The sequence below is a fragment of the Lishizhenia sp. genome, assembly GCF_057456495.1.
In genome coordinates, this window is the sequence record NZ_JBVCPV010000061.1 from 1 (window position 1) to 15,125 (window position 15,125).

At 36.5% G+C, this 15,125-nt stretch carries 16 protein-coding genes and 2 tRNA genes; 10 read left to right on the forward strand and 8 right to left on the reverse strand.

What is annotated here, in order from left to right; genetic code table 11:
- The 6 genes from AC22ZQ_RS06185 to AC22ZQ_RS06210 form a co-directional block, all read right to left on the reverse strand.
- A partial coding sequence (locus AC22ZQ_RS06185) for an SRPBCC domain-containing protein (RefSeq protein WP_318957913.1) occupies positions 1-410 on the reverse strand: 410 nt, incomplete at its 3' end.
- Positions 411-471: 61 nt separating this feature from the next.
- Positions 472-1,041 (reverse strand): Crp/Fnr family transcriptional regulator, encoded by a 570-nt coding sequence (locus tag AC22ZQ_RS06190; protein WP_318957914.1) that lies wholly within the window; start codon positions 1,039-1,041, stop codon positions 472-474.
- A gap of 1 nt (position 1,042) precedes the next feature.
- Positions 1,043-1,867 carry a 4,5-DOPA-extradiol-dioxygenase gene (gene ygiD, locus AC22ZQ_RS06195; protein ID WP_318957915.1) on the reverse strand — a complete coding sequence of 275 codons (825 nt, stop codon included), beginning with the start codon at positions 1,865-1,867 and terminating at the stop codon, positions 1,043-1,045.
- A 92-nt stretch (positions 1,868-1,959) separates the two neighbouring features.
- The gene (locus AC22ZQ_RS06200) at positions 1,960-3,045 is read right to left on the reverse strand and encodes an FUSC family protein (protein WP_318957916.1); all 1,086 of its coding nucleotides are present in this window, start codon (positions 3,043-3,045) and stop codon (positions 1,960-1,962) included.
- Between the two features lie 130 nt (positions 3,046-3,175).
- On the reverse strand, positions 3,176-3,688 hold the full coding sequence (locus AC22ZQ_RS06205) for a CAP domain-containing protein (protein ID WP_318957917.1): 513 nt from the start codon (positions 3,686-3,688) through the stop codon (positions 3,176-3,178).
- Positions 3,689-3,784: 96 nt separating this feature from the next.
- Positions 3,785-4,981, reverse strand: a complete 1,197-nt coding sequence (locus tag AC22ZQ_RS06210) for a pyridoxal phosphate-dependent aminotransferase (RefSeq protein ID WP_318957918.1) — start codon at positions 4,979-4,981, stop codon at positions 3,785-3,787.
- 262 nt (positions 4,982-5,243) lie between these two features.
- On the opposite strand from AC22ZQ_RS06210, the gene AC22ZQ_RS06215 reads away from it, so the two are divergent.
- The 3 genes from AC22ZQ_RS06215 to AC22ZQ_RS06225 all read left to right on the forward strand — a co-directional run bounded on the left by AC22ZQ_RS06215 (position 5,244) and on the right by AC22ZQ_RS06225 (position 8,559).
- A complete protein-coding gene (locus tag AC22ZQ_RS06215) occupies positions 5,244-5,843 on the forward strand; it encodes an RNA polymerase sigma factor (protein ID WP_318957919.1) in 600 nt (199 codons plus the stop codon).
- A gap of 63 nt (positions 5,844-5,906) precedes the next feature.
- The gene (locus tag AC22ZQ_RS06220; RefSeq protein ID WP_318957920.1) at positions 5,907-6,950 is read left to right on the forward strand and encodes an NAD-dependent epimerase/dehydratase family protein; all 1,044 of its coding nucleotides are present in this window, start codon (positions 5,907-5,909) and stop codon (positions 6,948-6,950) included.
- Positions 6,951-7,029: 79 nt separating this feature from the next.
- Positions 7,030-8,559 (forward strand): hypothetical protein, encoded by a 1,530-nt coding sequence (locus tag AC22ZQ_RS06225; protein ID WP_318957921.1) that lies wholly within the window; start codon positions 7,030-7,032, stop codon positions 8,557-8,559.
- Positions 8,560-8,610: 51 nt separating this feature from the next.
- Here AC22ZQ_RS06225 and AC22ZQ_RS06230 read toward each other — a convergent pair whose 3' ends face one another.
- Positions 8,611-10,113: a hypothetical protein gene (locus AC22ZQ_RS06230; RefSeq protein WP_318957922.1), complete on the reverse strand. Its 1,503-nt coding sequence runs from the start codon at positions 10,111-10,113 to the stop codon at positions 8,611-8,613.
- Positions 10,114-10,115: 2 nt separating this feature from the next.
- Positions 10,116-11,186: a hypothetical protein gene (locus AC22ZQ_RS06235; protein ID WP_318957923.1), complete on the reverse strand. Its 1,071-nt coding sequence runs from the start codon at positions 11,184-11,186 to the stop codon at positions 10,116-10,118.
- Positions 11,187-11,270: 84 nt separating this feature from the next.
- Between AC22ZQ_RS06235 and proS the strand changes: the two genes are divergently transcribed.
- The 7 genes from proS to AC22ZQ_RS06270 all read left to right on the forward strand — a co-directional run.
- On the forward strand, positions 11,271-12,743 hold the full coding sequence (gene proS / locus AC22ZQ_RS06240; protein WP_318957924.1) for a proline--tRNA ligase: 1,473 nt from the start codon (positions 11,271-11,273) through the stop codon (positions 12,741-12,743).
- A 27-nt stretch (positions 12,744-12,770) separates the two neighbouring features.
- Positions 12,771-13,451, forward strand: coding sequence for a hypothetical protein (locus AC22ZQ_RS06245; protein WP_318957925.1), 681 nt, complete (start codon positions 12,771-12,773; stop codon positions 13,449-13,451).
- 91 nt (positions 13,452-13,542) lie between these two features.
- Positions 13,543-13,617, forward strand: a tRNA-Glu gene (locus AC22ZQ_RS06250).
- An 86-nt stretch (positions 13,618-13,703) separates the two neighbouring features.
- Positions 13,704-13,775, forward strand: a tRNA-Glu gene (locus AC22ZQ_RS06255).
- 32 nt (positions 13,776-13,807) lie between these two features.
- Positions 13,808-14,059 (forward strand): 30S ribosomal protein S20, encoded by a 252-nt coding sequence (rpsT, locus tag AC22ZQ_RS06260; protein WP_318957926.1) that lies wholly within the window; start codon positions 13,808-13,810, stop codon positions 14,057-14,059.
- Between the two features lie 62 nt (positions 14,060-14,121).
- On the forward strand, positions 14,122-14,784 hold the full coding sequence (gene ung, locus AC22ZQ_RS06265) for a uracil-DNA glycosylase (RefSeq protein ID WP_318957927.1): 663 nt from the start codon (positions 14,122-14,124) through the stop codon (positions 14,782-14,784).
- Between the two features lie 80 nt (positions 14,785-14,864).
- Positions 14,865-15,125: uroporphyrinogen decarboxylase family protein (locus AC22ZQ_RS06270; RefSeq protein WP_318957928.1), on the forward strand; the 261-nt coding region annotated here is incomplete at its 3' end.

Genomic DNA, 15,125 nt, shown 5'->3' on the forward strand with positions numbered 1-15,125 from the left:
ACCTTGGCTTTTAATGCCTCATTCATTGCAATGAATCCACTTTTAGTATCACCTTCCAACATTTTCTTCATGAAGGGTACTAAAATTCCTTTAAAATGCTCTTGATGTGTTAATAAGGTTTGGTTGTCTGAAATGGCTTCCAGTAAAAATTGATGTTGACCATCAAAAACACCTCGGAAGAGCAAATGTCCTTGCCAACGAAACTCTTTGTTTTCATGCACTACTTCAACCATAGGTTTAAATTTCATTCCGGGTAATGCAACAGTTATTTTTTTTCCTTCAACCAGATCCCCGTTTAATTCTTTTACAAAAGGGTTCCATTCCGGGTAATCCTTCGTGTTCATCAATACTTTCCATACTTCATGAACCGGTGCCGCGATAGTAATTTGTGTTGTTATTGTTTTAGCCATAATATGTTTTGTTTGTAGGTACTAAGTTCGTGAACAAACGATGGCGTCGACTTGATATAGATCAAGAAAGTACTGCTTTCTTTCTAATTCTGCTAAACGTTTCAGGAGTCATTCCTAACATGGAGGCTAAATATTGTTGAGGTACGCTGTTGAAAATACTAGGGTTGTATGTATAAAGATGCTGGTATCTTTCTTCGGCAGTCATGGATAAATGACTGAAAACTCGATTTTCTAGCGTGATAAAACAGTCGGAAATAAATTCTTTTTCTATTTGTGCCCAATTGGGAACAAGTTGATGAATTTTTTCAAAATCATTTCTAGCTATGCTAAAAAGCTCAACGTCATCTAAACATTGCATTTGCCAGCGAGAGGGATGTTGGAAAACAAAACTTCTTAAGTCGGTAATAAGTTGACCTGGTCCGGCAATCCATTGGGTGATTTCTTTATCCTTATGTTGGTCAAATATTCTAATATGCCCTTTTTGAAGAAAAGATAATTGCGTACAATAACTTCCTTTTTTAGAATAGAAACTTCCTTTTTGAAATTGTTTTGGTTTAAACAATTCTGCTACTCTAGGTACCTCATCGAGCGGTATTCTAAAGTGATTTTGTATGTGTTGTATAAGTTCCAAACTAATAGATTTTTACAGAAGTCATGGTTAATGAACCCGCAACAGCTTTATCGTTGAACAATTCAATTTCATCTTTTTTCTGAAATAGTCCCATAGTATAGAGGAGAGGAAGGTAGTGCTCTGGTGTAGGAATGGCCATGTCGTAGGCCTCTCCTTGATTGCGGTAATTTATCAAGTTTTTATAATCGTTACTCAATACAAAAGATTTCATTTTAGTACTGGCTTCTTGGGCCCAATCATAGGCATATTCTTCATTTATCTTATCCCACGCCACCTTTCTAAGGTTGTGTACCATATTTCCACTTCCAATAATTAATACACCTCGTTCTCTAAGTACACTTAATTGTTTGGCCAGTTTGTGATGATATTCGGCATCTTTTCTTCTATCTATACTTAATTGTACAACTGGAATATTCGCATTGGGATAGAGATGTTTAATCACACTCCAAGCACCATGGTCTAGTCCCCAAGCATGGTCTAAATCAACAGTTGTACTGGATAGTATTTCCTTGGTAGCATAAGCCAATAAGGGATGACCAGGAGCAGGGTATTCTACATCGAAGAGTTCTTGAGGAAAACCACTAAAATCATGTATAGTTGGTGGATTTTCCATTGCGGTTACCATCGTTCCATTGGTTTCCCAATGTGCCGATATGCATAATATGGCCTTGGGTATAGGTAATTCTGTGGACAGTTTTCTAAACCCTTCAACAAATTCGTTTTCTTCTATAGCATTCATAGGAGAACCATGTCCTAAAAACAATACAGGCATTTTTGGTGTGGAACCAAAGCTTTTGGAGAGTTTATCCAGGTAATTTAAGTTCATCCTTGCTTGTTTAGATTATAAATATCATCAATTTACGAAGAAGAAGCACTAGAATTTTGTCCTTTTAAAGCTTTCTGTAAAAATTAAAGCAATTACTTTCTCTTTACCGTCAAGGATATTTTTTGCAAGCCTCTTATAGCGTGATAGCGTATCTTTTCTTTGTACAAAAACCATCCTCCAATGGCACCGAGTATACTTCCGATTACGATTTCTATTAATCGTAGTTGAATAAGTTCGTTGGGACTTTGCATCATTGGACTAGCAGCCTCAGCCATTAGTATAGTCATAGGAGTAATGAAAATCACAGCCAATACATATTGACGTGTTATGAGCATTTCAATAATAAACTGTAATACGATAATTGCAATACAAATTCCCAAAGCGGTGTCAATTACATTTAAGATAAGCCATGAGAGTCCCATACCGATGAATGTTCCGAGAATTCTGTGTAGGGTTCGTTGCCAGATGTGGTAAAGTGAAGCACCCATCATTACTGCTGAGCAAGAAATTGGAATCCAATAAGGTTTGTCGAAATCTAGTAAGTGTCCTATCAATAATGAAAGAAACATGAAAACACCCATGATTATGGCTTCCATGGAGTTGGCAAAACTGTTTTTCTGTATCATTTTTGGAGCCTCTCTGGTACCGGCATTGGCTTCTTTTCTCACCATGAAAGCGGTATAACTGAGTGCTAATATGCATGTGAAAATAGTTCCTAATCCAATTAATCCAGTCTTAGCTGGTATCTGTGCTAAATCAAAAGGATTGGATAAGGCCATGGAAGCAATAAGAATAAAGAAGAAACTTCCAGGTGGTGAAGTTTTGTAATAAAGTACTACCCAATGAACCGCAAAGGCAAAGACACCCAAAGCAACGGAGGCGACGTAAGGGTTAAAACTGAATAACAATCCCAAAGCAAAAGAGGCCATGAATCCAAAAGAGCTAATGAGTACGGTAATCATTCTGTGTGTTAGAGATCCTTTATGGGGAAGGTATAAAATGACCAATCCACTAATACAGGCATAAATTCCATATTGTAAATTCCCCAAAAAGTAACCTGTTAATATCGGTACTCCCACAGAAAATGCAGCTAAAAAAGGAATGGACAAAGCCCTGTTGTTTTGCTTTAAATGAAAAAGGTTTAGAATTTCTTTTTTTATCGCTTCCTTGTAGAGCATGCATCTATTTTTTTGCAAAGGTACAAGGTCTTCTCCTAAAAATATTGATGCTTCCCTTATTAATTAAGGTATTTGGTCAATTTAATACAGAGCTTTAAAAATGATTAAGATTTAGAAAAATCAATCGTCTTTATTTTTCTCCGAATACTTGGGTGATGTAGATACGTTTTTTTGGGTAATGAATGGCTATTCCAATATCTGCATAACTTAAATCTTTAAAAACCATGTTTTTGTAATGGCCTGGTGATTTGTACCATAAGTCAAAGGCTTCTTTTGCCAAGGCTTTGATTTTAGCAGGATCGTAGGTCGTATAATCTAGGGTTGTAAAGAGAACATTTTCTCCCACAGTTCCAAAATTAGTTCCACCATAAGCTTTTACTCTGTCTTTAGGTGACCTGTATTTATAGTAGCCCTCGTAATGGGTAAGTTTATCCCTTTTTGCTACATAGTCACTATGATGTTGCGCTGCTTTTTTGAGCGTGTCGTTGTAACGGAGTTGAGAACGATTCTTTTTCTTTCTGAGTTCATTTACCAAAAGGGTTATTTCATGACGCAATTCATCACGGTTGATTGCTGTGAATTTAACGGTAGAACTCGCAGACAAACAAAATACACTTACTAGTAGGATAAATACTGTTCTCATTACTTATTCTAACGTAGAAAAGTCAGAAAATTTTATTCAAAGGCATAAAAAAAGTCCCAACACAATGTTGAGACTTTCTGAAACACGGGTGTGTGTTTATATTTTTCCTGGATAAACCTCCAATGCTTTTTCTAAGCAAACTAAAGATTCTTCCAATGCTTCTTTATTCAATACGTAAGCAATACGCGCTTCTTGTTTTCCTAAACCTGGAGTAGAGTAGAACCCTGCACATGGCGCCATCATTACTGTTTTTCCATTGTAGTCAAAGTCTTCTAATAACCATTGACAGAATTTCTCTGCATCATCCACTGGGAATTTAGCAACAGCATAGAATGCTCCTTTTGGTTTTGGACAAAATACACCTGGAATTTTGTTTAATCCATCTACCATGATGTTTCTTCTTTCTACGTATTCTGCAATTACATCATCAAAGTAAGATTGAGGAGTTTGTAGAGCCGCCTCCGCTGCAACTTGTGCATAAGTGGGAGGAGATAATCTTGCTTGACCGAATTTCAATGCAGAAGCCATCACTTCTTCATTTTTTGTAATCAAAGCTCCAATACGAGCTCCACACATTGAGTAACGCTTAGAAACAGAATCAATTAAAACAACGTTATCATCTAGTCCTTCTAATTGCATTACGCTGAAAGGTTGAGCTCCATCGTAACAAAATTCTCTGTATACCTCATCTGCGAATAAGAAGATATCGTGTTTCTTCACTAATTCACCTAACTGCTGAATTTCTTCTTTTGAGTATAGGTAACCTGTAGGATTTCCAGGGTTACAAATAACGATACACTTCGTCTTTGGAGTGATTAACTTTTCTATTTCAGAAATTGCCGGTAATGCAAAACCTTCTTCAATTGATGAAGTTACAGGAACTACATTTAAACCAGCTGCTGTAGCAAAACCATTGTAGTTGGCATAAAAAGGTTCAGGGATAATCACTTCATCACCAGGGTTACAGCAAGACATAAATCCAAATGTCAAAGCCTCAGAACCACCTGTTGTAACCAAGATTTGATCTTTGTTTACATTAATTCCTGACTTTTTATAGTATTCAGATAATCCTTCTCTGTACGATTCGAAACCAGCAGAATGTGAGTATTCCAATACTTTAATATCCGTATTCTTAATAGCTTCTCTGGCTACTTCTGGAGTTTCAATATCTGGCTGACCAATATTTAAATGGAAAACCGTTTTACCAGCCTTCTTTGCTTGCTCAGCATAAGGAACCAATTTACGAATTGGTGATGCTGGCATCAATTGTGCTTTTTCTGAGATACTTGGCATACAATAATTTTTTGCCAAAAATAATACTCCCATTTGCAATAGAACTAAGTTTTGGGTGAAATTCTGTTCTTTTTTTTACTTTTCATGCAACCCTTTTAGAATCAGTTTCGTTCTTTATATATAGAATTCCTTGTTATGGTCCGAGATTTGTACTATATTTGGAGTTCGCAAAAACGATAACTTTTAAATACAATAGCTTATAGCATAAACATTTACTCTACGAAAAGAATTGAAATTATTTAATCTCTAAACAGGGTAAATTATGGCTATGCAAGAACTCACAGACCAACAACTCGTTGCGTTATATTTAAAAGGAAAAGAACAAGCTTTCGAAACTTTATTAATGCGTCACAAAGACAAAATCTATGGTTTTGTTTATATGAAAATTCGTGACCATGCTTTAAGTCAGGATATCTTCCAAGATACTTTTGTGAAAATTGTGAATACACTGAGAAGAGGAGCCTACAACGAAGAAGGAAAGTTTTTACCATGGGCAATGCGTATAGCGCACAACTTGGTGATTGACCACTTCAGAAAAGCAAATAAAACAAGAATGATTTCAGAATCTAGTTCTAAGTCGGATGAATTCAATATTTTTTCTGTGTTGAGTTTAACAGACAAGAATGTAGAGGAGGGATTGATGAAAGATGAGCTTGAACAGCAAATGGTCGGACTAATAGATCACTTACCTGAAACGCAAAAGGAAATTGTGCATATGCGTATTTTCAAAGACATGTCATTTAAAGACATCGCCTTCGAAAAAGATATTAGCATTAACACAGCTTTAGGGCGTATGCGTTATGCTATCATTAATTTGAGAAAAATGATAGAGAAACACAATCTGGTGACGGAAATAGCATAATTATTTAATTATATTGAGGCCTGTTTTATTTGAAACAGGCTTTTTTTGTTTAAAGGAATTTGTATGATATTATCTCCAGTAGTTTTAACAGGTGCAACGGGTTATTTAGGATCTCACATTCTTACTCAACTTTTAGAAAAAGAGTATGAAGTTAGAATAACCACAAGAAGTTTGGCAAAAACGCAAAAAGAAGAACTAATTCTTAAGCTTCAAGAAAAATACCCGAATAAACTATCTATTTACGAGGCAGATTTGTTGGAAGAGGGCAGCTATGATGATGTTATGAAAGGTGCTAAATCACTTATTCATACTGCGAGTCCTTTTAAAATAGAAGGCATAAAAAATCCGAAAAAAGAATTGGTAGATCCTGCAGTAATTGGAACAAGAAATGTTTTGAATGCAGCGAGCAAAGGAGATATTGAACGCGTTATTCAAACCTCTAGTATTGTTGCCGTGTATGGAGATGCAATAGATGTGGAAATGATAGAGGGAGATGCTTTTTCTGAGAAAAACTGGAATGCAACTAGTTCTATATCTCATCAGCCTTATAATTATTCTAAAACGGTGGCGGAAAAGGAGGCTCTAGCCTTGTCTTTGACTTCAACTTGGAGCTTGGTGAGTATAAATCCTGGGTTTATTTTAGGACCTTCTTTAACGAAGCGAACGGACAGCACTAGTATTGATTTTATGTTGAATTTACTCAACGGAAAAATGGCGATGGGAATGCCCGAATTGTATTTTGGAGTGGTGGATGTAAGAGATGTTGCAAAAGCTCACATTATGGCTCTGGAAAATACGGCACTAAAGGGGCGTTTTATATGTAGTAATAAAAGTATGACGATGTTGGAAATGTCCAACATCTTGCGCCAAGAGTTTGGGAAAGCCTATAAGATAGGAAGTAAGGTGTTGCCTAAATTCCTGTTTTATCTCCTGGGTCCTATTATGGCTGGCTTATCATGGTCATATGTGAAAAAGAACATCGGTATTCCATTAAAATTTGATAATACGCGTTCTAAAGAAGAGTTGGGAATGGAGTATAGACCTGTAGAGGAGACTATACTAGACCATGCGCATCAATTAATTAATGATGGGATATTGAAAAAATAAATTCTTTGTATTTTAGAATGTATAAAACTTATATTTAACCAAGGGTTGAATAGGAAATAAACGCAGAAGTAAAACCAGAATGAAGCCGAGCACAGAACTTTTTAAATTGATACAGTCGTTATCAAAATCCGAGAAAAGATTTTTTAAGTTATCTTCTTCTTTACAATCAGGAGAGAAAAACTATTTGAAAATTTTTGACTTTATCGAAAAGCAAGAGGATTACGATGAGGAAGAGCTGAAGGAATATTTTAAAGATGAAACTTTTATCAAGCATCTTCCCTCAGAGAAAAATCATTTGTATAAACTGATTTTGAAAAGTTTAAGGTCTTATTACTCTGATCAGAGTATCAATAGTTTATTGAAGCAAGAGATAAAAAATATTGAGATACTCTACAAAAAAGCACTTTACAAGGAGTGTGAGAAATTCTTAAAGCGTGCGAAAAAAATAGCAGAAGAATACGAAAAATTCTACTACTGGTTTGAGTTGATTTCTTGGGAAAAGAAACTTTTGGAAGAGGCATTTGAAGCCGGAAAATTCGACAGAGATTTAGATGCTCTTATTGAGGAAGAATCAGATGTTATAGATAAACTAAGGAACCTTGCAGAATACCAAGTACTGTACTCTAAAATCAATTACATTTTTAGATCTGGAGGTTTCACCCGAAATGCCGAGGAAAGAAAGGTAGTATCGGATATTGCAAATCATCATTTAATTAAAGGGAAAAATACAGCGCTGAGCTCTAGGGCAGCTTCTATTTGTTATTATATCAAAGGATTGTGTGCTGCAACAAGCAGGGAGTATACAGACAGTTATAAGTTTTTTAACCGAACCAAATATATATTGGATCACAATCCTAAAATCAAAAAGGATTTAGGAAAGCGATACATCTTTACACTCTCACACTTATTGAGGTGTCATATGGATGAGAATGATTTCGAAAGTGCACAAAAATGTTTGGATGAAATCAGTGCTTTGAAAAAGGATAAGAACTTTAAAAATATAGATTTTGAAGTAAGACTTTTCACCATTACGTGTAACGAACAATTACACCTTTTCAATCACATGGGGCAGTTTGAAAAAGCCAAGGATCTTGTACCTGAAATTAATGCAGGAGTTGAAAAGTATGGAGATAAGGTTAACAAAGAGCAACAGCTACTGTTTTCATTTAATCTCGCGTATACATATTTTGGTTTAGCGGACTATAAAACAGCATTGAGTTACATTAATGATGTATTGAATGATAATGAGCAGAATTTAAGACAAGATATTTACAGTTTCTCTCGTTTGTTAAACCTGATCATACATTATGAACTTGGAAACTTAGATTTCTTAGAATATGTTGTGAAATCTACGAATAGATACCTCAACAAAACGGAAAGAGATCACAAGATTGAAAATGTGTTTGTAAAACAGGTAAAACAACTGGCAAAAGCTGGTGATAAAGAGAATGAACAAAAAATTCTCGAGGATATGGCTGCCGAAACACGTGAGTTAATGAAAGATTATGATGAACGTGTTGCTCTAGAGTATGTGGATATAGAAGCGTGGTTAGATGCCAAGCTGAATAACATTAGTTTTACCGAAGCAGTGGTGGCTAAATTGAAATAATTTTAAGGATATAAAAAAAAGGCTTTCAAATTTTGAAAGCCTTTTTTGTTGCTAGAATATTAATGTGTAAGAAAGTATTATTGAATTGGATGCAGTAGATATTGTGCTGCCTACATCCCCAAACGTTGGGTTCACCATGAAGTACTCTTGGTCGAATATTTTGTTTTTGTAGGCAATGTCGATCTGTGAGTTTCTCCATTTTTTACCTATTCCCATCGTAATGAGCTGCGTTGAATAGTTTTTCGATATTTCTTTTTTGTACGGACTTGGTAAGAATGCATATCCACCTCGAACGAAGAATGTACCACCAATGGATAATTCACCTCCAATTCTTAGATTTAAAACATTTCTATATTGATTTCTAACTTCTTGGTTTTCCGTGGCGAAATCATAATTGTCGTTATTCGTCAATATAGGCTTTAATCGCGCTGTATTGTACGCAACATGCTCCACATCTACATTGATAGATCCCTTCATGTTAAAAACATAGGCGATAGATGCTTTTGTTTTCATAGGGGTCCAAATTCTATAGTCGTATTCCCCAGTAGGAATGAAATCAACGGCTGTTTTTGTTTCAACATATTCTGTACCATTGTAGATGGAAGCCTTCATTCTAGCTGTCCAGTTATCTGTTAAGCGCAAGAAACTAGGAGTCTCTAAAGATAAGCCCATGCGAAGTGCTTCGGAGTGTAAGTATAAGAATCCTAACTTCATATTAAATCCACCACCGCTCGTTTCTAAATTGTAGATATAATCAAAATACTCAAAGTTTACTTCTTGGTCTGCAACAGCAGTTTCCGTATGCGTATACTCTTCTTTGTAATTTACTGTTCTATAATTTGCGTTGGCCCCAAAGTAGAAACGGTTTAAATAATTCAAGGAGAAACCAATGTTGTAATCTCCCATACCTCCGCGTTTTTCAATATTTCGAGTTTGGTTCACTGTGCGCGAAGAAATAGAAGGATTATTCAAAGACGAATAGTATTCTTGGTTTGGATAGTCATAATCTAATAAATAAACCTCATAAGCTAAACCTGTGGTAAAGGGGCGGTAAAAATAAATATCATCATTGTCTGGAGATATTCCATCACCTAAGGCTACAAACTCATCTAACAGAGAAACATCATTTCTTCCGGAAATTTGAATGTTCGAGTGGTAGTTATTGACGCGTGTGTATCCTAGAGTGAATTGACTAAAAGTGATACCTGAACGAGAGGTAGATTGGTCTGTGGTTAATACAAGGCCAAGGGTACCCATTTTAAAGGCGTTCCCGAAATCATTACTTTGTTGATTGGCGTAAGTACTACGTGTGTCTATTAAATTATTGCGAAAACTAAAAGAAAATTGACTCGTAGAAAACCTTGCGATTCCTGCAGGGTTAATTTGACTACTGGAAAAGTCAGCTCCTAATGCTCCAAAAGATCCTGCCATGGCTTCAAAACGTGCTGAACCTTGGTAATCCGTCATACTGTAACGTAAAGCGTCATCTTCGTTTTGGGCAATAGAAAGTTGGGAGATTAATATCCCTAATGTTAATGTTAAATATTTCTTCATGTCTACCTTCTTCTAGATGTTGATGTTGAACCTCCTGAACTAGACCTTCTCGAACCTCCACTAGTTCCACTGGACGACCTTGATGATCCACCAGAACTTGTACTCGGTGTAGGGCGTGTACTGCTGCGCGGTGTTGTGATTTTCACACCATTTCCGTTGGTAGGAGTACCTAAAGTTGTTGATCTTCCTGAGGAAGTTGATCCAGCAGATCTTCTACTACTACCGTTTATAGGTTGTGTTGTTCTTTCTTGAGAAGAGGATTGTGGCGACCTATACGTTCGTGTAGGTTGTTTTGATTGTGCATTCCCTGTATAAGATTGTTGTCCGGACGGTTTAACTGCAGAAGAGCCTGAGTTTTTTACGGTTCTATTCGGTTTTCCACTTCCAATTTGGTAGCTCGTACCTATATTTCTTCTTACCGTTTGCTGTTGTGCAATGTTATTGTTTCTATCCACTCTTCCTGGTGTTCTCGGTGTATTATGAATTACAGCTGGACTATTTTTTAAGGTAGATGGATAATTAGAATTTCTTGGAGCACCTACAGTAGGTGTAGTTCTGTGTTGATAGAAGTGATTGGGGTTATGGCTGGCAACATTTCCTCCGTACCCGCCAAATCCATTACTGTATTGTCCGTAACCGTAATAAAAATTTGGACCGATGAATACTTGATGTTGATTCATCCACATATACGGATTATAATAAGGGTTTCCATATATACTATATCCATACCCATAAGTAAGCCCTTGGTAAAAGCCATTATAATAATAAGGAACTAAATGCATATGTCCGTAATAAGGAGACGGGAAAAAGGGCGAGCCCATATTACCAAAATTGTTGATTACAGTAAAATTCCCTCTAAAAGGAGTGAAATGGTCTTGTGTAACGATAATTTCCTCTCTTTCTTGCGCTTTAAAATTGGCAAAGGAAGTAGGATCCGTTTCGTCTTCGAATAGGGTAGAGGCAGTGGGTTGTTGCATATAGACGTCATTATCCGCTATTGAACCAGAGGTGGCACAAGAGCCGAGAAAAAGTCCTGCAAGACAAACTGTACTAAACGCGATCAAATTTTTCATAGTTTTGTCTTTTATAAAATTCATAATAAGGCAAAGTTTTTACCTTTGTTGTGAACAAAAGATACAATAATTATACCGTTTTATATGGCACAGAAATTAACGAAAAGATCAGAGGACTATTCTAGCTGGTACAATGAGTTGGTTGGAAAAGCTGATTTAGCTGAGCACTCTGACGTAAGAGGTTGTATGGTAATTAAACCATACGGTTTTGCGATTTGGGAGAAGATGAAAGAGATATTAGATGCAAAGTTTAAAGAAACTGGGCACTCTAACGCCTATTTTCCAATTTTTATTCCAAAATCTTACTTAAGTAAAGAAGCTGCTCACGTTGATGGATTTGCTAAAGAATGTGCGGTAGTTACGCATTACAGATTAAAGACCAATGAAGCTGGTGATGGAGTTGTTGTAGATCCGGACGCGAAATTAGAAGAGGAATTAATTGTACGTCCAACGTCTGAAACGATCATCTGGAATTCTTTTGGTAAGTGGATTCAATCTTACCGTGACTTACCGATTAAAATAAACCAATGGGCGAATGTTGTACGTTGGGAATTGAGAACGCGTTTGTTTTTAAGAACTGCAGAGTTCCTTTGGCAAGAAGGTCACACTGCGCATGCAACAAAGGCAGAGGCAATAGCTGAAGCGGAACAAATGTTGGAAGTTTATGCTGATTTTGCAGAAAATTACATGGCGATGCCGGTGATCAAAGGATTGAAAACGGAAAGTGAAAGATTTGCTGGTGCCGACGAAACATATTGTATTGAAGCAATGATGCAAGATGGTAAAGCACTTCAGGCGGGTACTTCTCACTTCCTTGGTCAAAACTTTGCCAAGGCATTTGATGTGAAGTTCTCAGATAAAGAAGGAAAACAAGAACACGTTTGGGCAACTTCTTGGGGAGTTTCTACTCGTTTGATGGGAGCATTAATTATGACACATTCGGATGATGAAGGATTGGTTTTACCACCGGCCTTAGCACCGATTCAAGTTGCCATCATTCCTATATACAAAGGAGAAGAACAATTAGCAGCAATTACAGAGAAAATAACTCCTGTAATAGAGGCTTTAAAAAAGCAAGGTGTAAGCGTTAAGTTTGATGATGATGACAACCGTAGACCAGGATGGAAATTTGCTGAATACGAAACAAAGGGTGTTCCTGTAAGATTAGCTATAGGACAAAGAGATTTAGCCAACGGTAAAGCAGAGGTTGCGCGTCGTGATACAAAAGAGAAGAATTTAGTAGATTTTGAAGGTGTGGATCAATACATCATTAATCTTTTAGATGAGATTCAAGAGAATTTATTGAATAGATCTAAAGCTTTCAGAGATGAAAACATCCGCGAAGCAAACTCTTACGATGAATTCAAAGAGATAATTGAGAAAGATGGTGGTTTCGTTTCAGCTCACTGGGATGGAACAATAGAAACAGAAGAGCAAATCAAGAACGAGACTAAGGCTACGATTAGATGTATTCCTTTTACTGAAAAAGAGGAGGGGACATGTATGGTGACTGGTAAACCTTCTAAGGGAAGAGTTTTGTTTGCGAAAGCATATTAAAATATACCCAAAAACTAAAACTAAGCCATGGGAGAGTGTACAGAAAAGATCAAAGACCTTTTATTGAATAGGGCGGTATTAAAGCAAGATGTGTTTGATAACACGAAAGAACAGTTTCAAATCTTTAAAGAGGTTGTTAAAACTGAGTTGGATTGCTTAAAGTCTGAATTGAAAAATGATAGAGTTCGTCTTTTTTATGAGGATAAAGGTGACTTTGAAATTCACGCTTATATAGGTAGTGATGTTTTAGTTTTTAATATGCATACAAATGTTTTTCGATTTACGGATGATAACCCCTTGTGGAAGTCTTCTTATTTAGCGAACAATAAAGGTATGGGATATTGTGGGGTGATAAACGTTTATAACTTCCTTGCAGAATCTTTTTTGCAAGGAAGAATGAACGATGCCGGTTTTTTAATAGGTAGAGTATTCTTAAATAAAGAAAATCACTTCCTAGTAGAAGGTAAAGGTCAGCTAGGTTTTTTGTTCCGCGACTTTGTAAATTCTACCCTTTCTAAAGAGATTTGGAAAGACATAGTAGAGCGAACTTTTATACATGCCATAGAATTTGATTTAATTTCTCCACCTTACGAAAAAGTGAATGTAGTAAGCGTTATGCAGATTAAATCATTGAGTTCCAGTCTTCAAATGAAGACGAGCAAACGTCTAGGGTTTAAGTTCCAGGCAGAGCAAGAAAAAATAATTTAATTTTTTTCAAAAAAAGTATTGCGGGTTTAAGAAATGTGTGTATATTTGCACCCGCAATCGCAAAGCAAACGAGCTTAGCAGACTTGAAAAAGGCCCATTCGTCTAGTGGTTAGGACGCCAGGTTTTCATCCTGGAAACAGGAGTTCGATTCTCCTATGGGCTACCAAAATTGACATCAAAAAAAAGTTTTACTAAAATGATTTTTTAGTTGCTAATTAAAAAATAAGTATTACTTTTGTCACCCGTAACAACGGCCCATTCGTCTAGTGGTTAGGACGCCAGGTTTTCATCCTGGAAACAGGAGTTCGATTCTCCTATGGGCTACAAAGCTAACAGCATAATAAACAAGAAAGATAATGGCGAATCATAAGTCAGCACAAAAAAGAATAAGATCAAACGAAGCTAAAAAACTTCGTAACAAATATCAGCACAAGACGACACGTAATGCGATTAGAGATTTGCGTGCTACAACTGATAAGAGCGAAGCGGAAAAAATGTTCCCAACTGTTTCTTCAATGTTAGACAAATTAGCGAAGAGAAACATTATTCACAAGAACAAAGCTGCGAACTTAAAGTCAGGATTAGCTGCACACATCGCAACGTTGTAAGAAGCTTATAAAGAAATTTTAAGGAGACTCCAAACGAGTCTCCTTTTTGTGTTTTCAGTAATATGGAATTAACAAAAGATTGGAAAGGCCTGCTGGAGGAGGAAATGCAGCAGGAGTATTTTCAAGAGCTTCAGAAATTTGTAGAAGCTGAATATGAGGGTAAACATCCTATCTACCCCAAGAAAGATCATGTTTTTCATGCTTTTAATTCTTGTGCATTAGAAGATGCAAGGGTGGTGATTTTAGGTCAAGATCCTTACCATGGACCAGGCCAGGCAGATGGTTTGTGCTTTTCAGTACCTCCTGGTGTTAATTTCCCCCCTTCCTTAAGAAATATCTTATTGGAACTCAAAGAAGATGTTGGTAATGAAATTCCTTTTACAGGAAGTCTTCAGGAGTGGGCTAATCAAGGAGTGCTTTTACTCAATGCTACCTTAACCGTAAGAGGAGGTGAAGCGGGAAGTCACCAAAAGCAAGGTTGGGAAACCTTTACAGATCGTGTGATAGCCTTACTTTCGGAGGAGAAATCAAATCTTGTTTTTTTATTGTGGGGTGGTTATGCCAGAAAGAAGGTCAAATTAATTGATGCCAACAAACATCTTATCTTAGAAAGTGGACACCCATCACCGCTAAGTGCAAATCGAGGTCATTGGTTCGGAAATAGGCATTTTTCAAAGTGTAATGAATATTTGATTAAGCATAACAAAGCACCAATAAACTGGTAGAAATTAACCTGAAAACATGCCGTTGAATATTCTCTCTGAATCACTTAAATTTTCTCGAAAACTATTTATCTTTGCTTGCGATGGAAATTAAGAATGATTTAATTCTACGTGCTGCACGTGGAGAAGAAATAGAGCGTTACCCTGTATGGTTAATGCGTCAGGCAGGAAGAATTTTACCTGAATATAGAGCTGTAAGATCTTCACTTTCTGGTTTTAAGGAATTGGTAGAGACGCCTGAATTGGCTGCTGAAGTAACAATACAACCGGTAGACCTTTTAGGAGTAGATGCGGCAATTGTCTTTTCAGATATTTTAGTAGTACCTGAGGCTATGGGCTTGGAG

Excerpts from the sequence above, each read along its gene's own strand:
- ygiD (WP_318957915.1), bottom strand. The coding sequence starts at position 1,867 with ATGAACTTAAATTACCTGGATAAACTCTCCAAAAGCTTTGGTTCCACA.
- AC22ZQ_RS06200 (WP_318957916.1), bottom strand. The coding sequence starts at position 3,045 with ATGCTCTACAAGGAAGCGATAAAAAAAGAAATTCTAAACCTTTTTCAT.
- AC22ZQ_RS06205 (WP_318957917.1), bottom strand. The coding sequence starts at position 3,688 with ATGAGAACAGTATTTATCCTACTAGTAAGTGTATTTTGTTTGTCTGCG.
- AC22ZQ_RS06210 (WP_318957918.1), bottom strand. The coding sequence starts at position 4,981 with ATGCCAAGTATCTCAGAAAAAGCACAATTGATGCCAGCATCACCAATT.
- AC22ZQ_RS06215 (WP_318957919.1), top strand. The coding sequence starts at position 5,244 with ATGGCTATGCAAGAACTCACAGACCAACAACTCGTTGCGTTATATTTA.
- AC22ZQ_RS06220 (WP_318957920.1), top strand. The coding sequence starts at position 5,907 with ATGATATTATCTCCAGTAGTTTTAACAGGTGCAACGGGTTATTTAGGA.
- AC22ZQ_RS06225 (WP_318957921.1), top strand. The coding sequence starts at position 7,030 with ATGAAGCCGAGCACAGAACTTTTTAAATTGATACAGTCGTTATCAAAA.
- AC22ZQ_RS06230 (WP_318957922.1), bottom strand. The coding sequence starts at position 10,113 with ATGAAGAAATATTTAACATTAACATTAGGGATATTAATCTCCCAACTT.
- AC22ZQ_RS06235 (WP_318957923.1), bottom strand. The coding sequence starts at position 11,186 with ATGAAAAATTTGATCGCGTTTAGTACAGTTTGTCTTGCAGGACTTTTT.
- proS (WP_318957924.1), top strand. The coding sequence starts at position 11,271 with ATGGCACAGAAATTAACGAAAAGATCAGAGGACTATTCTAGCTGGTAC.
- AC22ZQ_RS06245 (WP_318957925.1), top strand. The coding sequence starts at position 12,771 with ATGGGAGAGTGTACAGAAAAGATCAAAGACCTTTTATTGAATAGGGCG.
- rpsT (WP_318957926.1), top strand. The coding sequence starts at position 13,808 with ATGGCGAATCATAAGTCAGCACAAAAAAGAATAAGATCAAACGAAGCT.
- ung (WP_318957927.1), top strand. The coding sequence starts at position 14,122 with ATGGAATTAACAAAAGATTGGAAAGGCCTGCTGGAGGAGGAAATGCAG.